The following is a 22,994-nucleotide window of genomic DNA, read 5'->3' on the forward strand; positions in this document are numbered from 1 at the left end:
CCCTCCCCCGCCGGTCAGAAGCGGTAGGTGAAGCCCGCCTGGAACCGCCGTCCGAACGACTGATAGTCGATGACTTCGTTGGGCGCGCCCGGATTGATCGTCACGAACGGCTCGTCGGTCAGATTCTGCCCCTGGATGAACAGCGACAGGCCATAGAGCGGGCTGCCTTCCTGGAAATCATAGCCGATCTGGCCGTCGATGACGGTTTCCGCCAGCGCGCGGCGACGAACCCGGTTGGCACCAAAGCCCGACACTTCGCCGATAAAGCTCGACCGGTAGCGGACGCTGCCGCGCACGTTCAGGCCCCATTTCTCGAAATAGGCGGTGCCGTTCGCCACCCATTTGGAATAGCCGGGAATGGCAGTCGAAGGCTGGCCCGGCGCGGGGCTGATGCGGCTTTCGGTAAAGCTGCCGCCGCCGGTCAGGCCGAAGCCGTCAAGCGCCGAGGTGAACACGCTGAACGGCAATGTGCCGGCCAGTTCGATGCCGTAAAGCTCGCCGCCCTGGCCGTTGATCGGGGCGCGGACATCGCCCGCGGTGATGATCGTGATCGGGCGTGGCGGCAGCGGCCCGGTCGGCCCGTCGGGATCGATGGTGCCGGCCGGCGGCACAGGCAGGCCGCTGAAATCGAAAGGGATATTTTCTTCGTAAATATAGCTCTTCAGGTCCTTGTAGAAGAGCTGGGCGGCGACATAGCCCTTGGTCCCGCCGAAATATTTCTCGACCGTCAGGTCGACCGCATTGGCGCGCCACGGCCGCAGCGCGGGATTGCCCGAGCTGCCGCGCACCACCGCTGCCGGCACCCCCTGCGCATCGACCGCGCCGGTGTTGAACTCCGTGCCATAGCTGAGGCTGGCGCGGAGATCGTCGATCCGCGACCGCACGATTTCGCGCGCCGCGCCGAAGCGGATGACAAGGTCGCTCGGCAGGCGCAGCGACAGGTTCAGGCTGGGCAGGATATCGGTATAACTGTCGCCCTCGCGGCGCGGGAGGCCGGTGACGTTTGGCGAACCATTGGGGTTCGTGCCCAGAAACGCCGCCTGCGCGCCGGAGGATTTCTGGTCGGTGAAGATCGCCTGCACGCCGATATTGCCGGTCAGGCGGCTGGCGCCGATATCGGTGTCGATGTTGAGCTGGGTATAGCCGATCATCAACCGTTCGGAGATGTCGAACGATTTGACGATCACGTCGCCATAGGGGTTCGGCACGCGCTGATAGACATTGCCGCGGTTGAGCAGCGCGACCGGATCATAGCTGATGACCGGGCCAAGCCCCAGAAAACCGAGATTGGTCGGCGCCAGCCGGAATGCCTGCGGCACCGGCACGCTGACCGTGCCGTCGGTGTTGGCGATCAGCCCGATAAAGGCCTCGTCCGGGGTGAGCGATTTGGAGCGGTTGGTGTAGTTCAGGCCAAGCTGGACGCTGCGGAACAGGCCGCCCAGCTCGCGCTCCACCTCGCCCCGGAACTGCATCAGCTCGTCATCGATGATGCGGTTGTTGTAATAGCCGTCCTGCCCGCCAACGATGCGCCGGCCATCGACCGCGGTCTGGTCCCCGCCCCAGCCGAGCGGGCTGGTCAGCTGGATCAGGCCGTAATCGCCATAATTCAGCCCCGGGCGGAACTGAGTGCCGCGCGGCCCGCTGGTGAAGGAAATGGTGTCGGTCGCGCCCACGCCCGCGCCGCGCCCGGTGCCGGCATTGGTTTCAAGCACCAGTTCGTTGCGGTCGGTGCGCGAATAGCTGATGTCGAGAAACGCATTCCAGCCATTGTCGCCCTTGTAGGTGCCGTTCCAGCCGAACGAATAGAGCTTGGCCTTGCGCTCGAACGCGTCGTTGCGCACCACGCCCTCGACCCCAGTGAAGGTGCCGGCGGTCACGAACCCGCCCGCCGACTGCGCACCGGTCACCGGCCGGGCAAAGCCCAGCGGCAGTTCGATCCCGCGCTTGATCTGGCGATCCTCGAAATCGGTGTAAAAGGCATCGACCGAGGTGGTGAAGCTGTCCGACACCTGCCATTCGACCGTGCCCTGCAGGCCAAGCCGCTTGAGCACCGTCGAGGTCGCATAGGATTTGGACCCGCCGATCACATTGCCCGACGGCGTGCCGGCATAGCCCCAGGCGTTGAATTCCTCGATCTGGTACGGCTCGTCGACATAGGAGGCCGAGAGCACGATGCCGATCTCGTCATTCTTGAACTGGTCGACGAAATAGCCATTGACCCGGTAGCCAAGCTCGCGCGAGCCCGAGTTGAGCTTGCCGAGATCGGTGTAATTGCCGCGCGCGCCGACCGCGAACACGCGCTTGCCGAACTCGAGCGGGCGGATGGTGCGCAGATCGACGGTGCCCGACAGCCCCTGGCCGACCAGCGACGCGCTCGGCGTCTTGTAGATCAGCACCTGATTGATGATTTCCGACGGGTATTGATCATATTCGACCGCGCGGTTGTCGCCGGTCGAGGTCTGTTCGCGGCCATTGAGCAGCGTGGTCGAGAAATCGGGCGCGAAGCCGCGGATCGAGATGACGTTCGACCGGCCCGAGACGCGCTGCGAGGTGATGCCGGGCAGACGGGCGATCGATTCCGCGATCGACGCGTCGGGCAGGCGGCCAATGTCTTCGGACGACAGCGATTCGACGATCTGGTCGATATTCTTCTTTTCCGCGACCGCCGTTTCCAGCGCCTGACGGAAGCCGGTGACGATGATGTCGCCCGCCGGCGCGTCGCGCTCGGCAGCTTTCTGCGCTTCGGCATCGTCGGTCACGGGCTGGGCAAGGCCGGGCGCGGCGCAGGCGAGCATCGCCGCGGCAAAGACGCTGCGGCTGATGCCGGCGGCAAGAATGGCCTTGCGGCCCCGACGGGCGCGCATGTCGTTCGTCATGATCTTCCTCCCCTTGGGCCCCGGCCTCTGGCGAGCCGGCGGCCGGCATCGCGGCCGCCCCCGGCCGATCGACGCACAAAACCGTCACAACACGACCTTATGTGACGCAGAGCCGGCCGGCGCAGAAGCCAAGCGAATACGTATTCAAGGCCGCCTGTCTCGGCGGCGCTTTCCCTTGCCCGTCCGGCTGGCTAGTCTTGCCCCCGATCCGCGCACAGATGCGGGCACAGGGCAGGAGCGCCGCAGGGCATGCAGGAAAAGCTGACGTCGTTCGACATCGCCCAGCGCGCGGGCGTGTCGCAGCCGACCGTGTCGCGCGCGCTGCGCGGCGATCCGGCGGTCAGCGAGGCGACGCGCAAGCGGATCGAGGCGATCGCCCTCCAACTCAACTACACGGTCGACAAGCACGCCTCGAGCCTCAGGCGGCGGCAGAGCAACACGCTGGCGCTGCTGTTCTTCGAGGATCCGACCTCGGACGATTCGCTGATCAATCCGTTTTTCCTGTCGATGCTCGGCTCGATCACCCGCACCTGCGGCCTCAGGGGCTATGACCTGCTGACCTCGTTCCAGCAGATGTCGAGCAACTGGCATGTCGATTATGAGGACAGCCGCAAGGCCGACGGGCTGATCCTGCTCGGCTATGGCGATTATGAAAGCTATCGCAGCCGGCTGGAGCAATTGGTCGCGCAGGGCACGCGCTTCGTACGCTGGGGGTCGGTCGAGCCGGGGCAGCCGGGGCTGACCATCGGCTGCGACAATGTGCTGGGCGGGCATGAGGCGGCCGCGCATCTGATTGCCGGGGGGCGGCGGCGCATCGCCTTTGTCGGCGATGCCTCGTCGCATTATCCCGAGTTTCACGACCGCTACCGGGGCGTGTGCCGGGCGCTGGCCGGGGCCGGGCTGCCCGTCGATCCGGGCCTGCAGGTCGATGCGATCACCACCGAGGCGGCGGGCCATGATGCGACCTGCCGGCTGATCGGGCGCGGCATCGCCTTTGACGCGATTGTCGCCGCCAGCGACCTGATCGCCATCGGCGCGCTGCGGGCGCTGGCTGAACATGGCATCGATGTGCCCGGGCAGGTCGCCGTCACCGGCTATGACGACATTCCCGCCGCCGGGCTGGCCAGCCCGCCGCTGACCTCGGTCGCGCAGGATTATCGCCGCGCGGGCGAGATGCTGGTCGACACGCTGCTTTGCCAGGTGCGCGGCGACAAGGCCGAAAGCCGCGTGCTGCCGCCGCGGCTGGTCGTCCGCCGGTCGAGCGGGACCGGGCGATGACCGCCATGCCGGTCGCGGCCGCCGCCGGGCATGCCGAACAGGCGGCCGCGCCGATATCCGGCCAGCCGGAGCGCCCGGCCCAGCGCTGGACCGGGCTGTGGAACATCTCATTCGGTTTTTTCGGCATCCAGATCGGCTTTGCGCTGCAAAACGCCAATGTGTCGCGCATCTTCCAGTCGCTCGGCACTGCCATCGACGATCTGGCGATCCTGTGGGTGGCAGCCCCGCTGACCGGGCTGATCGTGCAGCCGCTGATCGGCCATTTCAGCGACCGGAGCTGGACCCGGTTCGGGCGGCGGCGGCCGTTTTTTCTGCTCGGCGCGGTGCTGGCGGCGCTGGCGCTGATCGCCATGCCCAATGCCGGCGGACTGGTCGCCGCCGCGTTGCTGCTGTGGCTGCTCGATGCGTCACTCAACATCAGCATGGAGCCGTTTCGCGCCTTTGTCGGCGACATGCTGCCGCCGCGCCAGCGCGCTGCCGGCTTTGCGTTCCAGACCGGGTTCATCGGCGCGGGCGCGGTCTTGGCCTCGCTCGCGCCGATGCTGCTCACCTCTGTGTTCGGGCTGAGCAACACCGCCCCGCCGGGCGAAGTGCCGGAGTCGGTGCGCGTCGCATTCTATCTCGGCGCGGCCGCGCTGTTCGGTGCGGTGGTCTGGACGGTGGCGACAACGCGCGAATATCCGCCCAGCGCCGATGATGCCCGCCCCGCTGCGGCGGCGATTACCGGCGGCGATGGCGCGACGGTTGCGGCCCAGCCTGCGCGCGGCGGGCTGTGGGCGGCGGGACTGGTCGGCGCCGGACTGTTGGGGGCCGCGCTGGTGTGGCGCGCCGGGCTGGACCGGCAGTTGCTGCTGCTCTGCGCGCTGCTTACCGGGTTCGGGCTGTTGCGGCTTTATGCCGGCTGGCAACAGGCGCGCGGACGCGGCGGGGCGGCGGTGATGATCATCGGCGATCTCGATGCGATGCCGCCGGCGATGCGGGCGCTGGCGCTGGTGCAGTTTTTTACCTGGTCAGCCCTGTTCATCATGTGGATTTTCACCACCCCGGTTGTCACCCAGCGTTTCTGCGGCGCGACCGATGCCGGCAGCGCCGCCTATCAGAACGGGGCCGACTGGGTCGGGGTGCTGTTTGCCGTCTATAACGGCGTCGCCGCCCTCGCCGCCTTCGCTCTGCCCCATGCGGCGCGCCGGCTGGGGCCGCGCAATGCCCATATCGCCTGTCTGATGCTGGGCGCGGCCGGCTTTGCGGGCTTTCTGGCGGTCGACCGGCCTGTCGCGCTGATCGCGCCGATGGCGCTGATCGGCATCGCCTGGGCGGCGATCCTCACCTTTCCCTATGCGATCCTTGCCAATGCGCTGCCGGCGGCGCGGCTTGGCACCTATATGGGGCTGTTCAACATCTTCATCGTGCTGCCGCAGCTGATCGTGTCGAGCGTGATGGGCCCGGTCGTCGCGCGGTTCTTCCCGTCCGATCCGGCCCCGGTGCTGCTGATCGCGGCATTGCTGCTGGGCTGCGCGGCGCTCAGCATGGCCCGCCTGCCGCGCGACTAACCCGCCCGACTAACCCGCGCGACGAGAGCTGGTGCCGGTTTCAGCCGGCAGCGCGGCCGAAGCCGTCGGGCCGCCGGCCAAAGCCGCCGCGGCGTTCGACCAGCGGGTTGGTCTCGCGGTCGAACAGCTCCAGCGTCTGTTCAAACAGCGGGCGCAGCCTGACGACCTGGGGGATCAGCTCGTCCGGGCTGGTGCGCAGTTCGACACAGCGCCGCGCAACCATTTCGATTTCCTCGGCAATCTCGGCGAGCGGGTCGGCCCCGAATTGCTGCGCCTCGCCCTTCAGCGTGTGCGCCGGGCGCACCAGCGCGGCGGCATCCTTGGCGCGCATCGCGGCCTCGATCGCGGCCACCGATTTCACGCCATCTTCGCGGAAATAGCCAAGAATGCGCACGAACCCGGCGCCCAGCTCCTGCCGGGCACGGGCAAAGGCGGTCCAATCAACCAGAATCGGGCCAGCATCGTCCATGAACCGGGCTTAGCGGCGCGACCCTTACCAGCGGGTTGACGATGCCGCCGCCGGCAAGCCCTTCACCCGCCGCGACATTCGCGGATCAGCGGTCGAACGGATTTTTGGGCGCGCGCACCGTCAGCCGCACCGGCACCGCGCCAAAGCCGAGATCGCGGCGGATGCCGTTGACCAGATAGCGGCGATAGCTTTCGGGCAGCAGATCGACGCGGGTGCCGAACAGCACGAAGCTGGGCGGCCGCGTCTTCACCTGGGTCACATAGCGCGGCTTGATCCGCTTGCCGCCGGGCGCGGGCGGCGGGTTGCGCTCCATCGCCGCTTCGAACCAGCGGTTGAGCTCCCCGGTCGGCACGCGCCGCGACCAGGCCTCGCGCGTTTCGAACGCCACCTTGATCAGCGTGTCGATGCCCTTGCCGGTCACCGCCGACACGGTCAGCACCGGCAGCCCCTTGACCTGTGCCAGCCCCTCTTCAAGCGCCGCGCGCACGCCATTGAAAAGCGACGAGGCGTTTTCGGCGACATCCCATTTGTTGAGCGCGATGATCAGCGCCCGGCCTTCCTGCAGCACGGCATCGGCGATCTTCAGATCCTGCGCCTCCAGCCCGCGCGTCGCATCGAGCAGCAGCACCACCACTTCGGCGAAATCCACCGCCCGGCGCGCATCGGCGACCGACAGTTTTTCCAGCTTGTCGGTCACATTGGCGCGCTTGCGCATCCCCGCCGTGTCGATCAGCCGCACCGGCCGGCCCTGCCAGTCCATGTCGATGGCGATCGAATCGCGGGTGATCCCGGCCTCCGGCCCGGTAATCATCCGGTCTTCGCCGAGGATGCGGTTGACCAAGGTCGATTTGCCGGCATTGGGCCGCCCGACAATGGCAAGCTTGAGCGGGCCGGAGCGGGCAGCCTCTTCCTCATCGGCGTCGATCTCCGGTTCCTCGTCCGGGCGGTCGATATAGGGCAGCAGCGCGGTGAACAGATCGGCCACCCCCTCGCCATGTTCGGCCGACAGCAGGATCGGCTCGCCAAAGCCCAGCGCCATCGCCTCGATCGCGCCCTGTTCGCCCGCGCGGCCTTCCGCCTTGTTGACGGCCAGCACCACCGGCGTGTCCTCGGCGCGCAGCCAGCGGCCGATTTCCTCGTCCAGCGGCACCAGCCCGGCACGGGCATCGATCAGGAACAGCGCGACATCGGCCTCGCGCACCGCCGCCTCGGTCTGGGCGCGCATCCGGCCGGGCAGCGACTGGGGATCCTCATCCTCGAACCCGGCGGTGTCGATGGCCTTGAAATCGACGCCCAGCAGATGCGCATCGCCCTCGCGCCGGTCGCGGGTGACGCCGGGGCGGTCGTCGACCAGCGCCAGCTTCTTGCCGACCAGACGGTTGAACAGGGTCGATTTGCCGACATTGGGGCGGCCGACAATCGCGACGACGGGAAGATTTCGGGACATGGCGCTCGTTAGCGCGTGTGCGCCCGAAACTGAACGCCTAAATCCCGCGCCGCCGGGATCAGCCAAGCGCGCGCTTGTAATAATGAAACGGGAACCAGGTGGACACATGCGTCCAGCCGCCCTCGGGCGCGCGGCCGAGGGTGCGGCAATATTCCCAGCGCTGCGCGGTGCGGCGGAACACCAGATGCAGCGCGCCGGTGCGCAGCAGCTCCATCCCGTTCAGCCCCTCCGCCTGCAGGATCGCCAGTTCGTTGAACGCGGTGGCGCCGATGCGGACCAGTTCGACCCCGTCATCGCCGTCAGCCGCCACGGCGTCGCCGCCCGGACTGGCGAGACTGCGAAACCGCTGCTGCGCCGCCTGTTTGCTGATGCCGAGCACGTCGCCGACCTCGCTCCAGCTCATGCCCGAACGGCGCGCCGCCTCGATCCAGCGGTGCAGCGCCAGCCGCGCCTCTTCGGCAACGACATTGGCGGCTGAAATCAGCGCCGGAAAATCATCCTTGCGGTCGCCGGTCAAAGCCGGCGTCTTGGCCATCGCCCAGAAGGGCACGATCCCGGCGGTGCGCGCGCGCAGCCGCGTCTGTTCGTCTTCGGTCATCGCCATCCCGTCAATCATGCCCTGACATTATAGACAGGTTCTGGTTGACGCCCAAATCAACCGGCAATTGACGTGTGGGTCAGGCGATCATTGACGGCGGCCGGCAAGTCGAGATTGACGATACCGTCAACCCGCACCTGACCGGACCGTCAACGACATGCTGACCCAAAGAAAAAGGGCCGGGGGAATGCCCCCCGGCCCTTTCTGTCGGTCAGGCTGACCGGCCGGATCAGAAATCCATGCCGCCCATGCCGCCCATGCCACCGGCACCCATCGGCGCGGCCGGCTTGTCTTCCGGCAGTTCCGCGATGGTCGCTTCGGTGGTGATCAGCAGACCGGCGACCGAAGCCGCGTTCTGCAGCGCCGTGCGGACGACCTTGGTCGGGTCGATGACGCCGGCGGCGACCAGGTTTTCATAGGTGTCGGTCGCGGCGTTGAAGCCGAACGAGGTGTCCGACTGGTCGAGCAGCTTGCCCGACACGACGGCCCCGTCATGGCCCGCATTGGCCGCGATCTGGCGGACCAGCGCGGTCAGCGAACGGCGCACGATGTCGACGCCGCGGGTCTGGTCTTCATTGCCGCCCTTCAGGCCTTCGATCGCCTTGGTGGCATAGAGCAGCGCGGTGCCGCCGCCCGGAACAATGCCTTCTTCCACGGCCGCGCGGGTCGCGTGCAGGGCATCGTCAACGCGGTCCTTACGCTCCTTGACCTCGACTTCGGTCGCGCCGCCGACCTTGATGACAGCCACGCCGCCCGCAAGCTTGGCCAGACGCTCCTGGAGCTTTTCGCGGTCATAGTCGCTGGTGGTCTGTTCGATCTGCTGGCGGATCGCGTCGCAACGCGCCTTGATCGCGCCTTCGTCGCCCGCACCGTCGACAATGGTGGTGTTGTCCTTGTCGATGGTGACGCGCTTGGCCTGGCCGAGCATGCCGAGCGTGACGCTTTCCAGCTTGATGCCCAGATCTTCCGAGATCATCTCGCCCTTGGTCAGGATCGCGATGTCCTCGAGCATCGCCTTGCGGCGATCGCCAAAGCCCGGCGCCTTGACCGCCGCGACCTTCAGGCCGCCGCGCAGCTTGTTGACGACGAGGGTCGCCAGCGCTTCGCCTTCAATGTCTTCGGCGATGATCAGCAGCGGACGGCCCGACTGCACGACCGCTTCGAGGATCGGCAGCATCGCCTGCAGCGACGACAGCTTCTTCTCGTGGATCAGGATGAACGGGTCGTTGAGTTCGACCTGCATCTTTTCCGGGTTGGTGATGAAGTAGGGCGACAGATAGCCACGGTCGAACTGCATGCCTTCGACGACATCGAGTTCGAACTCGAGGCCCTTGGCTTCCTCGACGGTGATGACGCCTTCCTTGCCGACCTTTTCCATCGCTTCGGCGATCTTTTCGCCGACTTCGCGGTCGCCATTGGCCGAAATGATGCCGACCTGGGCGATTTCCTTCGAGTCAGCGACCGGCTTGGAGCGCGACTTGATGTCTTCGACCACCTTGGCGACGGCCAGATCGATGCCGCGCTTCAGGTCCATCGGGTTCATGCCGGCGGCAACCGACTTCATGCCTTCGCGCACGATCGCCTGGGCGAGAACGGTGGCGGTGGTGGTGCCGTCGCCGGCCAGGTCGTTGGTCTTCGACGCCACTTCGCGCACCATCTGGGCGCCCATATTCTCGAACTTGTCCTTCAGTTCGATTTCCTTGGCGACCGACACACCGTCCTTGGTGATGCGCGGCGCGCCGAAGCTCTTGTCGATCACGACGTTGCGGCCCTTGGGGCCCAGCGTGACCTTCACCGCGTCGGCGAGAATGTCCACGCCGCGCAGGATGCGCTCGCGCGCGTCACGCGAAAACTTGACGTCCTTGGCTGCCATGTGACTGCCCTTTCAGTTTGTGGATTGAAGTTGACTGTATGAACGTGTCGGAAAAGCTTAGCCGACGATCCCGAGGATGTCGGATTCCTTCATGATCAGAAGGTCTTCGCCGTTGATCTTGACTTCGGTGCCCGACCACTTGCCGAACAGGATGCGGTCGCCGGCCTTGACGTCGAGCGGGGTCACCTTGCCATCCTCGGCCTTGGAACCCGCACCGGCGGCGACGACTTCGCCTTCCTGCGGCTTTTCCTTGGCGCTGTCGGGGATGATGATGCCGCCGGCCGTCTTTTCTTCGGCTTCGACGCGACGGACGAGCACGCGGTCGTGCAGCGGACGAAAGTTCATGCGTCACCCTTTCCAAATCATGCCCATGGGGCCACGGGGTCGAAGTGCCGCCGTGCCCGGTCGGGCATCTGGTCCAAAAAGTGTTGGCACTCGCCTCCCGCGAGTGCCAGCGGGCGGGATATGGGTGGGCGTTGATCGAGCGTCAAGCGCGGCTGGCAGAATTTTCATCAAGCCGGAGGCGCCCCTGCGGCACCTGCCCGGCGATGCGGGCGTCACCGGCCGGCGGAAAGGCTTGCAAAGCCCGGCCGCCCGGCCAAGTCTGTCGGCGCGGCATAGCGGAAGGGCGTGGCTTCGATGAAATTCCTCGGCGGATTCTGGCGGCTTTTGGTGGGCGTGAAGGATGCGCTCGTCCTGATGGCGATGCTGCTGTTCTTCGGCGCCCTTGCCGCTGCGCTCAACGCATCGCCCAAACGGCAGATCGGCGACGGCGCGCTCGCGCTGGATCTGGCCGGGGTGCTGGTCGAACAGCCCGCCGCCGTCGATCCGCTGGCGACGTTCGGCAACGGGGCGCAGCTGCGCGAACACCGGCTGGCCGATCTGGTCCGCGCGCTCGACCGGGCGGCGGGCGACAAGCGGATCAAGGCGGTGACGCTGGAGCTGGACGGCTTCATGGGCGGCGGCCAGGTGACGATCCAGACGCTGGGCGACGCCATCGACCGGTTCCGCAAGCAATCGGGCAAGCCGGTGCTGGCCCATGCCACCGTCTATTCGGACGACAGCTATGCGCTGGCCGCCCATGCCAGCGAGATCTGGCTCGATCCGATGGGCGGCGCGGCCTTTGCCGGGCCGGGCGGTTCGCGGCTTTATTACAAGGGGCTGCTCGACCGGCTGGGCGTGACCGCCCATGTCTACCGCGTCGGCACCTATAAATCGGCGGTCGAGCCTTATGTGCGCAGCGACATGTCGCCCGAAGCGCGCGCCGCCGCACAGGCGCTGGCCGATGCGCTGTGGGAAGGCTGGCAGCGCGACGTCGCAGCCGCCCGCCCCAAGGCCAAGCTCGCCGCCGCGATCGCCGATCCGGCCGGCAATGGCGATTTCGCGCGCACCGCGCTGGCCCAGGGGCTGGTCGACCGGCTGGGCGATGCCCAGGCCTTTGCCCGGCGCGTCGCCGAGGTGGCGGGCGAGGACAAGAAGAGCCGCGGCTATCGCAAGGTCCGCCTTGCCGACTGGATTGCCGCGCATCCCCCGGCGACGGGCGATGCGCGGATCGGGATCGTGACCGTGGCGGGCGAGATCCGCGACGGCGATCATGGCCCGGGCGTGGCCGGCGGCGACACCATCGCACGCGCGATCCGCAAGGGGCTGGCGCGCGGCGATCTGAAGGCGCTGGTGGTGCGCATCGATTCGCCCGGCGGCTCGGCGATCGCCTCCGAACAGATCCGGCTGGCGCTCGTCGAGGCGAAGCAGGCGGGCCTGCCGGTGATCGTGTCGATGGGTTCGGTCGCCGCATCGGGCGGCTATTGGGTCGCCACCGCCGGGGACCGCATCTTTGCCGAACCCGACACCATCACCGGGTCGATCGGCGTGTTCGGCGTGCTGCCGACCTTTGAACAGACGCTCGCCAAGATCGGCGTGTCGGCCGATGGCGTGCGCACCACCGCCCTGTCGGGGCAGCCGGACCTGTTCCGCGGCACCTCCCCGGTGTTCGACCGCATGGCGCAGGCGGGGGTGGAAAGCGTCTATCGCCGGTTTGTGGCGCTGGTCGCCGCATCGCGCCGGCTGACGCCCGCGCGGGTCGACGAAATCGGTCAGGGCCGGGTGTGGCATGGCGGCACCGCGCGGCAGATCGGGCTGGTCGATGCCTTTGGCGGGCTGGACGCCGCCATCGCCGAAGCCGCGCGCCGGGCGAAGATCGACGCCGGCAAGGCCGGGATCGTCTATCTGGAAAAACAGCCCGAATGGTTCGAACGGCTGATCACCGATGCGATGCAGCCGAGCGATGACGGCACCGGCGACATGACCGGGTTCGGGGCCGGTATCGGGGCGGGCGGATCGCGCGACATTCTGGGCCGCATCCATGCCCGGCAGCAGGCGCTGGCGCTGACCGCGCTTGATGATGCGCGGCGGCTGGCCGGCGGCGCGGCGATCCAGGCCCGCTGCCTCGACTGTGCAGCGATGCTGCCGCCCCGCCCGGTCAACGCCACTGGCATGATGGCGGCATTCGCGGCATGGCTCGGCCGATGATCCGCATCCGCCCTGCCCGCCCCGCCGACGCCCCGCAGCTGGCGGCCATCTATGCCCCCTATGTGGCGACCGGCATCGTCTCGATGGAGGAAAGCCCGCCCGGAGCCGAAGAGATGGCGGCGCGGATGGCGGCGGCGAACGGGCTTTATCCCTGGCTGGTCGCGACCGGCGGGGATGAGGAGACGGTGCTCGGCTATGCCTATGCCACCGCGTTCCGCGCCCGCCGCGCCTATCGCTGGGTGGTCGAGACGACCGTCTATGTCGCGGGCGATCTGCACCGTCAGGGCGTCGGCCGGCTGCTCTATGAAGCGCTGATCGACACGCTGCGCGCCCAGCGCTTCACCCAGGCGATCGCCGCCATCGCGCTGCCCAATGACGCGTCGATCGGCCTGCATGAATCGGTCGGCTTCCGCCGCGCGGGCGTTTATCGCGAGGTGGGATGGAAGGATGGCCGCTGGGTCGATGTCGGCCTGTGGCAGGCCAGCCTTGCCGAACCCGAAACCCCGCCGGTCGAACCGCGCCCGTTCAGCGAAGTCGGGCTGGTCCGCGAACCCTAGAGCATTTTCAAGCCGGGTTGAATGATCCGGCGACTCGGAAAATGCGCCAAATCAAAGGGCTGGAGCGGCCCCGGCCCATTCCCCTCACCCGCGCCGATAGCCGGGCAGCTTCAGCCCGTTGAGGATCGCCAGCGCGCGCAGCGCAAAGCCGGTGGCGGCGGCCAGCGGCGCGGCGATGGGCGCGGCCACGCCCAGCGCCATCAGCAGCACGAACAGCCCGGCGGCCAGCGCCGCCGCGGTCACATAAAGCTCGGGCCTGAGGATGATCGACGGCTCGCCGGCCAGCACGTCGCGGATGATGCCGCCGACACAGGCCGAAATCACCCCCATCAGCATCGCCGGCACCGGCGGCACGCCGACGCCCAGCGCCTTTGACGCGCCGAACACGGCATAGGCGGCCAGCCCCACCGCGTCGAACCAGTCGAGCGCCCGCCCCTGCCACCAGCCGGCGGGCGTCAGCCAGATCAGCAGCGCCGTGGCCAGACAGACGCCCGCGACCAGCGGATCATGCACCCAGAAGACCGGCGCGCCGATCAGCAGATCGCGCACCGTGCCGCCGCCGGTGCCGGTCACCAGCGCGAAAAAGGCGAAGGTGACGAGCGTCTGGCCGCGCTGCGCCGCCGCCAGCGCGCCCGAAGCGGCAAACACGGCGATGCCGAACAGATCGATGGACGGCAGCAGAACGGCGAGCGAGGGTTGCAGGTCGGGCGACATCGCCCCAGCTATCGCGGGCAAGGGTTTCGTCTGCAAGTGAGGGATGATGACACGCAGCGCCGCTTCTCTCTCTGTCGCCGCGCTCGCGCTTGTGGCGCTGGCGGGCTTTGTCGATGCGGTCGCGCTCAGCGCGCTGGGCGGGCTGTTCGCATCGGCGGTGGATGCGAACCTCGCCCGGATCGGTACCGCAGCGGTTTGGGGCGACGGCGCGACGCTCCAGACCGGGATCGCGCTGCTGCTGGGCTTCATGGCCGGGGCGATGGGCGGTCAGGTGCTGCTGCGCGCAGCGCCGGTGCGCGGGCCGGGGCTGACCGTGCTGCTGGCCGCGCTGCTGGCGCTGGCCGGCTGGGCGGCGGCACGGCTGCCGCTGCTGCTCGGCGACGGGGCGGCGGGTGTTAGCTGGGCGGGGGCACTGGGCGGCGCGGCGATGCCCGCACTGGCTGCGGCGATGGGCGCGGTGCATCTGGTGCTGCGCAGCGGTGCCGCGCCGGACATGACGCCGGGCGCGGCGCTGATGGGGCTGGCGCGCGGGCTGGCGGACCGGCTGCTCGGGCTGCCGCTGGCGCAGGACCGGCCGCCTTATGGCCCCGCGCTGCTCGCCTTTGGTGCCGGAGTCGTGCTCGGCGCGCGCCGCTTCGGCGCGCAGGGGCTGGATGCGATGGTGGAGGTGGCGGTCGCGGCGCTGCTGATCGGGCTGGCGCTGGTCGCAATGCACGCCCCGAAACGGGCCTGAGGCGCGGGGGCGGCGTTGTTTGTGGTGCGGCTCACGCCGCACGGGCGGCACCGGCCCGCAGGTTGTTTGTGGTGCGCCTCACGGCGCACGGGCGGCACCGGCCCGCACCCCCACCCGGCCTCCCATATGATACTGCCGTTGGGAGGCCGGGTGGGGGTGCGGGCCGGTGCCGTTCTTCCCGACACACAACGCCCGGTGCCGTTCTTCCCGAACAAAAACGCCCGTGCGGCATCAGCCGCACGGGCGCACGGGTTCAGATATGGATCGGCTTGCCCGTCACCGCCATCGCCGCTTCCTTGAGCGCTTCGGCATGGGTGGGATGGGCGTGGCAGGTATAGGCGATGTCCTCGCTGGTCGCGCCGAACTCCATCGCCTGCGCGGCCTGGGCGATCATCGTGCCGGCAAGCGACGAGATGATATGGACGCCCAGCACCCGGTCGGTGCGGGCATCGGCCACCACCTTGACAAAGCCGTCGGTGTCGCGGTTCGTCTTGGCGCGGCTGTTGCCGGCAAAGGGGAATTTGCCGACCTTGACCTCGCCGCGCGTGCGCGCCTGTTCCTCGGTCAGCCCGACCCCGGCGATTTCGGGATGGGTGTAGACAACCGACGGGATGACATCATGGTTGATGATCCCGGTCTGGCCGGCGACATATTCGGCGACCGCAATCCCTTCATCCTCGGCCTTGTGGGCGAGCATCGGGCCGGGGACGACATCGCCGATCGCGCGGATGCCCGGCACGGCGGTGCGGAACTCATGATCGATCTCGATCTGGCCGCGCGCATTGGTGGTCAGCCCGGCGGCTTCCAGACCCAGCCCGTCGGTGTTGGGCTTGCGGCCGATGGCAACCAGCACGGCATCGGCCGCGATGGTCTCGGCCGCGCCGCCCGCCGCCGGCTGGACGGTCACGGTCGCCCGGCCGCCATCCACCGCCACGCCGGTCACCTTGGTGCCGGTGCGGAACTCGAAGCCCTGCTTCTTGAAGATCTTGGCCGATTCCTTGCGGATCTCGCCGTCAAAGCCGGGCAGGATCTGGTCGAGATATTCGACCACCGTCACCCGCGCGCCCAGCCGCCGCCACACCGAGCCAAGCTCCAGCCCGATGACGCCGCCGCCGATCACCACCAGATGCTCGGGCACGCGCGGCAGGGCGAGCGCGCCGGTCGAATCGATCACCACCTCATTGTCGATGGTCACGCCCGGCAGCGGGGTAACCGACGAGCCGGTGGCGATGACGATGTTGCGCGCGCGCACGCTGCGCCCGGCGACATCGACCGTGTCGGCGGCGGTGAAGCGGGCATAGCCCTTCAGCCAGTCGACCTTGTTCTTCTTGAACAGGAACTCGATCCCGCCGGTCAGTTCCTTGACCGCCTTGGCCTTTTCGCCGTGCATCGCACCCAGGTCGAGCGTCGCCCCGGCGATGTTGACGCCGAACTTGGCGAGTGCGCCCGAATGCGCTTCCTCGAACAGTTCCGAGGCATGAAGCAGCGCCTTGGACGGGATGCAGCCGACATTCAGGCAGGTGCCGCCCAGCGTCTCGCGGCCTTCGGCACAGGCGGTCTTCAGCCCCAGCTGGGCGGCGCGGATCGCGGCGACATAGCCGCCCGGCCCCGCGCCGATCACCAGCAGGTCATAATCATAATCAGCCATGATGCGGCTCCTTAAAGGTCGATCAGCAGGCGGGTCGGATCCTCGATCGCGTTCTTGAGCGCGACGAGGAAGGTCACCGCCTCGCGGCCGTCGATCAGCCGGTGATCATAGCTGAGCGCCAGATACATAATCGGCCGCACGACGATCTGGCCGTCGCGCACCACCGGCCGGTCCTCGATCCGGTGCAGGCCGAGCACCGCCGACTGGGGCGGGTTGATGATCGGCGTCGACAGCAGCGAGCCGAACACGCCGCCATTGGAAATGGTGAAGGTGCCGCCCTTCATCTCGTCGATCTTGAGCGTGCCGTCCTTGGCGCGCTTGCCGAAATCGCCGATGGTCTTTTCGATCGTCGCGACCGACATTTCCTGCGCGTCGCGGATCACCGGCACCACCAGCCCGTTGGGCGCGGACACGGCGACCGAGACGTCGACATAGTCGCGATAGACGATCTCATCGCCCTCGATCGACGCATTGACCGCCGGCACGTCGCGCAGCGCCTGCACCGCCGCCTTCACGAAAAAGCCCATAAAGCCGAGGCGGACGCCATGCTTCTTTTCGAACAGGTCCTTGTAGCGGGCGCGCGCCTCGATCACCGCGGTCATGTCGACATCGTTGAACGTCGTCAGCATCGCGGCGGTGTTCTGCGCCTCCTTGAGGCGCGATGCGATCGTCTGGCGCAGGCGGCTCATCCGCACCCGCTCCTCACGGCGCGCACCGGCCGGGGCGGCGGGCGCGGCAGCCACAGACGCGGCGGCGGCGGCCACCGGCGCCTTGGTCTTGGCGGCTTCGGCAGCGGCGAGCACATCTTCCTTGGTCAGCCGGCCATCCTTGCCGGTGCCGCGGATCTGGGTCGGATCCAGCCCATGTTCCAGCACCAGGCGGCGCACCGACGGCGACAGCGTCAGGTCGCCCGCCGGTTCGTCGGCCGGCGCAGCGGCGGCAGCAGGGGCCGCAGCGGCAGGAGCGGCGGGGGCCGCAGCCGCGCCACCAGCTTCCAGATAGCCGATGACCGCGCCGACGGCGACGGTGTCGCCCGGCTGCGCGGCATGGGCGCCCATCACGCCATCGGCGGGGGCCGGCACTTCGACCGAGACCTTGTCGGTTTCGAGCGAAGCCACCGGCTCATCGGCCTTCACCGGCTCGCCGGGCTTTTTCAGCCATTCGCCGATCGTGGCTTCGGTGATCGATTCGCCGAGGGTCGGCACCTTGATTTCAACGCTCATGATCAGCCCTTTTTCTGGCGCTTGATTTCGTCACGCACGCTGTGGCCGAGAGCATCGGCGATCAGCGCGCCCTGTTCGCTCAGGTGCCGCTTGGCGAGGCCCGTGGCGGGCGACGCCGCGGCGGCGCGGCCGGCATAGCGGGCGCGGGCAGGCCCCACCCCGGCATCGGCCAGACACTGTTCGATCAGCGGTTCGACAAAGAACCACGCCCCGTTGTTCTTCGGTTCTTCCTGCGCCCAGACCACGTCTTCCAGCCCGGTCATCCGCTTCAGCCGCACGGTCAGCGGATCGCCCGGGAACGGATAGAGCTGTTCGATGCGGACGATGGCGGTGTGCTTGTCGCCCGCCGCGTCGCGCGCCTCCATCAGGTCATAGGCGACCTTGCCCGAACACAGCACCAGCCGGCGCACATCGGCATCGGCCGGGGCGTTGGGATCCGACAGGATGCGCATGAAGTGGCTGGCACCCTGGAAATCCTCGGCCGCCGACACCGCCATCTTGTGGCGCAGCAGCGATTTGGGCGTGAAGATGACCAGCGGCTTGCGGAACGGCCGCAGCATCTGCCGGCGCAGGATGTGGAAATAATTTGCCGGCGTCGTGCAGTTCGCGACCTGCATATTGTCCTGCGCGCACAGCTGCAGATAGCGCTCGATCCGCGCCGAGCTGTGCTCGGGACCCTGTCCTTCATAACCGTGCGGCAGCAGCATCACCAGGCCGTTGGCGCGCAGCCACTTGGCCTCGCCCGAGGCGATGAACTGGTCGATCATGATCTGCGCGCCATTGGCGAAATCGCCGAACTGCGCTTCCCACATCACCAGCGTCTTCGGATCGGCAAGCGCATAGCCATATTCAAAGCCGAGCACGCCATATTCGCTGAGCGGCGAATCCAGCACCTCGAACCGGCCGTGCGGCAGCGTCGTCAGCGGGACATATTTGGCCTCGCTGCGCTGGTCGACCCAGACGGCATGGCGGTGGCTGAACGTGCCGCGGCCCGAATCCTGCCCCGACAGGCGGATGCCATAGCCCTCGGTCACCAGGCTGCCGAACGCCAGCGCCTCGCCGGTCGCCCAGTCGAACCCCTGGCCGGTGCGGAACATCTCGCGCTTCGCCTCGATGATGCGGGCGAGCGTCTTGTGGATGGTCACATCCTCCGGCACCGTGGTCAGCGTGCGGCCAAGGCTGTCGAACAGCTTGGGCTCGATGCCGCTTTCCACGTTGCGCCGCGCGCTTTCGGAATCCGCCGGCGCGTGCAGGCCGGACCAGCGGCCGGCAAACCAGTCGGCCTTGTTGGGCCGGTAGGATTTGGCGGCTTCGAACTCTTCTTCCAGATGCTGGACAAAGGCGGAAGCGGTGTGGTCGGCAAAGGCCGGGTCGATCACCCCTTCCCCGCGCAGCCGCTCGCCATAGACCTGGGCGACGCCGGGCTTGTCCTTGATCCGCGCATACATCAGCGGCTGGGTGAAGCTCGGCTCGTCGCCCTCATTATGGCCGAAGCGGCGATAGCACCACATGTCGATCACGATGTCGCGCCCGAAACGCTGGCGGAACTCGATCGCGATCTTGCAAGCAAAGGTCACGGCTTCGGGGTCGTCGCCGTTCACATGCAGGATCGGGGCCTGCACGCCCTTGGCCACATCCGACGGATAGGGCGAGGAGCGCGCGAATTGCGGGCTGGTGGTGAAGCCGATCTGGTTGTTGATGATGAAATGGATGCAGCCGCCGGTATTGTAGCCGCGCACCCCCGAAAAACCGAGGCATTCCCAGACGATACCCTGGCCGGCAAAGGCCGCGTCGCCATGGATCAGCACCGGCAGCACCTGATTGTGCTTTTCCAGATCGTCGCGCGCCACCTGGGTCGCGCGCACCTTGCCGAGCACGACCGGATCGACCGCCTCGAGGTGCGAGGGGTTGGGCACCAGCGACATATGGACGCTGATCCCGTCAAACTCGCGGTCGGTGGAGGTGCCGAGATGATATTTGACGTCGCCCGATCCGCCGACATCTTCCGGATTGGCCGAGCCGCCGGAGAATTCGTGGAAGATCACGCGGAACGGCTTGGCCATCACATTGGCGAGCACATTCAGCCGCCCGCGATGCGCCATGCCATAGACGATCTCGCGCACGCCCATCTGGCCGCCATATTTGATGATCGCCTCAAGCGCGGGGATCATCGCTTCGCCGCCATCAAGGCCGAAGCGCTTGGTGCCGACATATTTGCGGCCGAGGAACTTTTCGAACTGCTCGCCGCGAATGACCGCCGACAGGATCGCCTTCTTACCTTCGGGCGTGAACTGGATGACGGCGTCCTTGCCCTCCATCCGCTCCTGCAGGAAGCGCCGCTCCTCGGTGTCGGCGATGTGCATATATTCAAGGCCGACCGGCCCGCAATAATTGCGCCGCAGGATCGCGACCAGATCGCGCACCGTCGCGGTTTCAAGGCCGAGCGTGCCGCCGAGATAGATCGGACGGTCGAGATCGGCACCGGAAAAGCCGTGATATTCGGGCGTCAGATCGGCCGGCAGCTCGCGCGTCAGGATGCCGAGCGGATCGAGCTGGGCCGCCAGATGGCCGCGCACCCGGTAGGTGCGGATCAGCATCATCGCGCGGATGGAATCAGCCGCCGCGCGGGCGACCGCGCCGGGATCGGCGGGGGCAGTGGCGGCGGCCGGCGCGGCCTTGCGCGCATCGGCCTTGGGCGGCACCGCCATCTGCGTCGGGTCGAGTGCCGCGGTCAGCGCGTCGGTGTCGGCGGGCGGCCAGTTGCCGCGTTTCCAGCTCGGGCCGTCGATGCTCGCCTCAAGCCCTTCGAAAAAGCCGCGCCAGCCGGCCTCGACCGAGGCGGGATCGGCGGCATAGCGGCGGTAAAGCGCCTCGACGAACGACGGCGACACGCCCTCGATATCGAATGACTGGCCTTCAAAACCCATGATCTTCATCCGTCCATGTCGAGCAAAGTCCAGAACTGCCCCGGTCCGGCCCCTCTCGTGCCGGCCAGAACGGCCGGCACGAACGGATGCAGGGTCAATCGGCTCTTGCTCAGCCCTTCAACACTTCTAGCAGGGTCTGGCCCAATTCGGCCGGGCTGGGGCTGACGCGGATGCCCGCCGCCTCCATCGCCGCGATCTTGTCTTCCGCGCCGCCCTTGCCGCCGGACACGATTGCGCCGGCATGGCCCATGCGCCGCCCCGGAGGCGCGGTGCGCCCGGCGATGAAGCCGACCATCGGCTTTTTGCGACCGCGCTTGGCCTCGTCGATCAGGAACTGGGCGGCCTGCTCCTCGGCATCGCCGCCGATTTCGCCGATCATGATGATCGACTTGGTGTTGTCATCGGCGAGGAACAGTTCGAGCACGTCGATGAAGTTGGTGCCGTTCACAGGATCGCCGCCGATGCCGACCGCCGTGGTCTGGCCAAGGCCGGCGTTCGAGGTCTGAAACACCGCTTCATAGGTGAGCGTGCCCGAGCGCGAGACGACGCCGACCGAACCCTTTTTGAAGATGTTGCCCGGCATGATGCCGATCTTGCACTCATCCGGGGTCAGCACGCCCGGGCAGTTCGGCCCGATCAGCCGCGACTTGGACCCCGACAGAGCGCGCTTGACCTTCACCATGTCGAGCACCGGAATGCCCTCGGTGATGCAGACGATCAGCGGCACTTCCGCGTCGATCGCCTCAAGGATCGAATCGGCGGCAAAAGGCGGCGGCACATAGATGACCGAGGCATCGGCCCCGGTCTTGGCGACCGCTTCATGCACGGTGTCGAACACCGGCAGGCCGATATGGGTGGTGCCGCCCTTGCCCGGCGTCACGCCGCCGACGACCTGGGTGCCATAGGCGATCGCCTGTTCGGAATGGAACGTGCCCTGGGCACCGGTAAAGCCCTGGGTGATGACCTTGGTGTGCTTGTTGACGAGAATCGACATCAGCGGCCCCTTTCAGAAGGCGAGATACAGATGAAGGGTGTTCGGCGCGCTCGTGGCCGAGCTGCGCCCGAAAAGCTCGGCCCGGACCGGACGCGTCCCGCCGATTTTTCCCGAATATTCGAAATAATGCGGCAGGTCAGTGCTTTTGCCCTTGAGGCCCAGAGCCTTCACCCCGGCTTTGAAGGCATCGTCGTAAGGCCAGCCATAGCGCACGCCCGGCACAGCGACCGCACAGATCGTCGGATAGCGCCGCTTTTCCGGAAAGGTCGCCAGGACCGCACGGACCTGTGCGCCATCGATATCGCGCCGCCACTGCCTGACCGATACCGGACTCGACCAGTCGAAATTGCGGTCGATCGACGGCGTCTCCCCAAGCTTCGCCACGTTGAGCGTCGCCGGCTCCTCCTGCCAGCCCTCGGCCGCAAAGGCAGCCTCGCGGGCAGCAGGAGTGAGATCTCCCTCAGCGCAAACCTTCAGGAAAGCCGGGACCAGTCCGGGATATTCCGGCTGGACGCCTGCCGCGACCGCGGGGGCGGCAAGACCCAGCAGGAACGGAACTGCCGCAAGCCGCATCAGCCGAGGCTCGGATCGATGGCCTGGCAGGCCGTGACCAGTTCCTTCACGGCGTCGACCGACACCTGCAGATTGGCCTTGGCTTCGCCCGACAGCTGGATCTCGACGATCTTCTCGACGCCGCCCGCACCGATGATCACCGGCACGCCGACATACAGGCCGTCCTGACCATATTGACCGTCCAGATAGGCCGCGCAGGGCAGCAGGCGCTTCTGGTCCTTCAAATACGCTTCGGCCATTTCGATGCCGCTGGTCGCCGGCGCATAAAAGGCCGAACCGGTCTTGAGCAGCCCGACAATCTCGCCGCCGCCCGAACGGGTGCGCTGGACGATGGCGTCGATGCGTTCCTGGGTCGACCAGCCCATCTTGATCAGATCGGGGATCGGAATGCCGGCCACGGTCGAATATTCGACGACCGGCACCATGGTGTCGCCATGCCCGCCGAGCACAAAGGCGGTCACGTCCTGCTTGGCGACGCCGAATTCCTCGGCCAGGAAATGGCGGAAGCGCGCGGAATCGAGCACGCCGGCCATGCCGACCACCTTGTTGTGCGGCAGGCCCGAAAACTCGCGCAGCGCCCACACCATCGCGTCGAGCGGATTGGTGATGCAGATCACGAACGCATTCGGGGCATGCGCCTTGATGCCCTCGCCCACCGCCTTCATGACTTTCAGGTTAATGCCCAGCAGATCGTCGCGGCTCATGCCCGGCTTGCGGGCGACGCCGGCGGTGACGATGCACACATCGGCACCGGCAATATCGGCATAGTCGTTGGTGCCCTTGAGCGCGCCTTCACGCGCCTCGATCGGGCCGCACTGGTTGAGGTCCAGCGCCTTGCCCTGGGGAATGCCGTCGACCACGTCGAACAGGACGACATCGCCCAGGTCGCGGGTGAGCGCGAGATGCGCCAGCGTGCCGCCGATATTGCCCGCGCCGATGAGCGCGATCTTGTGCCGTCCCATAATGAGCCTTCTCCCGAATGTTTGCCGTTCGCTTAGGCGCGAT

Annotated in this window: 18 protein-coding genes; 5 read left to right on the forward strand and 13 right to left on the reverse strand. The window is 67.5% G+C overall.

The annotated features are described in order from the left end of the window. Nucleotides 1–14: 14 nt before the first annotated feature. A complete protein-coding gene (locus tag OPU66_RS07065; protein WP_498552904.1) occupies nt 15–2,876 on the reverse strand; it encodes a TonB-dependent receptor in 2,862 nt (953 codons plus the stop codon). 249 nt (nt 2,877–3,125) lie between these two features. Here OPU66_RS07065 and OPU66_RS07070 point away from each other — a divergent pair, with 249 nt between their 5' ends. After that, nucleotides 3,126–4,154 (forward strand): LacI family DNA-binding transcriptional regulator, encoded by a 1,029-nt coding sequence (locus OPU66_RS07070; RefSeq protein ID WP_498552905.1) that lies wholly within the window; start codon nt 3,126–3,128, stop codon nt 4,152–4,154. A 5-nt stretch (nt 4,155–4,159) separates the two neighbouring features. Beyond that, on the forward strand, nt 4,160–5,704 hold the full coding sequence (locus OPU66_RS07075; protein WP_498552927.1) for an MFS transporter: 1,545 nt from the start codon (nt 4,160–4,162) through the stop codon (nt 5,702–5,704). Nucleotides 5,705–5,744: 40 nt separating this feature from the next. Here the strand turns inward: OPU66_RS07075 and OPU66_RS07080 are convergent, their stop codons facing one another. The 5 genes from OPU66_RS07080 to groES form a co-directional block, all read right to left on the reverse strand. Beyond that, nucleotides 5,745–6,173, reverse strand: coding sequence for an Hpt domain-containing protein (locus tag OPU66_RS07080; RefSeq protein ID WP_498552906.1), 429 nt, complete (start codon nt 6,171–6,173; stop codon nt 5,745–5,747). Nucleotides 6,174–6,258: 85 nt separating this feature from the next. Then, a complete protein-coding gene (der, locus tag OPU66_RS07085; protein ID WP_498552907.1) occupies nt 6,259–7,620 on the reverse strand; it encodes a ribosome biogenesis GTPase Der in 1,362 nt (453 codons plus the stop codon). A gap of 58 nt (nt 7,621–7,678) precedes the next feature. After that, entirely contained in the window at nt 7,679–8,224 is a 546-nt protein-coding gene (locus tag OPU66_RS07090; protein WP_498552908.1) for a hypothetical protein, read from the reverse strand. A 223-nt stretch (nt 8,225–8,447) separates the two neighbouring features. Then, complete coding sequence (gene groL, locus OPU66_RS07095) at nt 8,448–10,091, reverse strand: chaperonin GroEL (protein ID WP_160592706.1); 1,644 nt, start codon at nt 10,089–10,091, stop codon at nt 8,448–8,450. Nucleotides 10,092–10,148: 57 nt separating this feature from the next. Further along, a complete protein-coding gene (gene groES, locus OPU66_RS07100) occupies nt 10,149–10,436 on the reverse strand; it encodes a co-chaperone GroES (protein ID WP_498552909.1) in 288 nt (95 codons plus the stop codon). A 294-nt stretch (nt 10,437–10,730) separates the two neighbouring features. Between groES and sppA the strand changes: the two genes are divergently transcribed. Together sppA and OPU66_RS07110 are read left to right on the forward strand one after the other, a co-directional pair. Then, nucleotides 10,731–12,620: a signal peptide peptidase SppA gene (gene sppA, locus OPU66_RS07105; RefSeq protein ID WP_498552910.1), complete on the forward strand. Its 1,890-nt coding sequence runs from the start codon at nt 10,731–10,733 to the stop codon at nt 12,618–12,620. Further along, complete coding sequence (locus OPU66_RS07110; RefSeq protein ID WP_498552928.1) at nt 12,617–13,177, forward strand: GNAT family N-acetyltransferase; 561 nt, start codon at nt 12,617–12,619, stop codon at nt 13,175–13,177. Before sppA ends, OPU66_RS07110 begins: the two co-directional genes overlap by 4 nt. A gap of 84 nt (nt 13,178–13,261) precedes the next feature. On the opposite strand, the gene OPU66_RS07115 is transcribed toward OPU66_RS07110, so the two are convergent. Next, complete coding sequence (locus tag OPU66_RS07115; RefSeq protein WP_498552911.1) at nt 13,262–13,891, reverse strand: trimeric intracellular cation channel family protein; 630 nt, start codon at nt 13,889–13,891, stop codon at nt 13,262–13,264. A gap of 43 nt (nt 13,892–13,934) precedes the next feature. Here OPU66_RS07115 and OPU66_RS07120 point away from each other — a divergent pair, with 43 nt between their 5' ends. Continuing rightward, entirely contained in the window at nt 13,935–14,624 is a 690-nt protein-coding gene (locus tag OPU66_RS07120) for a DUF1275 family protein (RefSeq protein WP_498552912.1), read from the forward strand. Between the two features lie 253 nt (nt 14,625–14,877). Here the strand turns inward: OPU66_RS07120 and lpdA are convergent, their stop codons facing one another. The 6 genes from lpdA to mdh all read right to left on the reverse strand — a co-directional run bounded on the left by lpdA (nt 14,878) and on the right by mdh (nt 22,951). Then, on the reverse strand, nt 14,878–16,272 hold the full coding sequence (gene lpdA, locus OPU66_RS07125) for a dihydrolipoyl dehydrogenase (protein ID WP_498552913.1): 1,395 nt from the start codon (nt 16,270–16,272) through the stop codon (nt 14,878–14,880). Nucleotides 16,273–16,283: 11 nt separating this feature from the next. Next, nucleotides 16,284–17,495: a 2-oxoglutarate dehydrogenase complex dihydrolipoyllysine-residue succinyltransferase gene (gene odhB, locus OPU66_RS07130; RefSeq protein ID WP_498552914.1), complete on the reverse strand. Its 1,212-nt coding sequence runs from the start codon at nt 17,493–17,495 to the stop codon at nt 16,284–16,286. Nucleotides 17,496–17,497: 2 nt separating this feature from the next. Then, nucleotides 17,498–20,422 (reverse strand): 2-oxoglutarate dehydrogenase E1 component, encoded by a 2,925-nt coding sequence (locus OPU66_RS07135; protein WP_498552929.1) that lies wholly within the window; start codon nt 20,420–20,422, stop codon nt 17,498–17,500. 109 nt (nt 20,423–20,531) lie between these two features. Next, complete coding sequence (gene sucD, locus OPU66_RS07140; RefSeq protein WP_498552915.1) at nt 20,532–21,416, reverse strand: succinate--CoA ligase subunit alpha; 885 nt, start codon at nt 21,414–21,416, stop codon at nt 20,532–20,534. 12 nt (nt 21,417–21,428) lie between these two features. Next, the gene (locus OPU66_RS07145) at nt 21,429–21,989 is read right to left on the reverse strand and encodes a hypothetical protein (protein WP_498552916.1); all 561 of its coding nucleotides are present in this window, start codon (nt 21,987–21,989) and stop codon (nt 21,429–21,431) included. Then, nucleotides 21,989–22,951 carry a malate dehydrogenase gene (mdh, locus tag OPU66_RS07150; protein ID WP_498552917.1) on the reverse strand — a complete coding sequence of 321 codons (963 nt, stop codon included), beginning with the start codon at nt 22,949–22,951 and terminating at the stop codon, nt 21,989–21,991. The genes OPU66_RS07145 and mdh overlap by 1 nt, the downstream gene beginning before the upstream one ends. Nucleotides 22,952–22,994: the final 43 nt, after the last annotated feature.

This window comes from Sphingomonas sp. URJC2 (assembly GCF_059803575.1).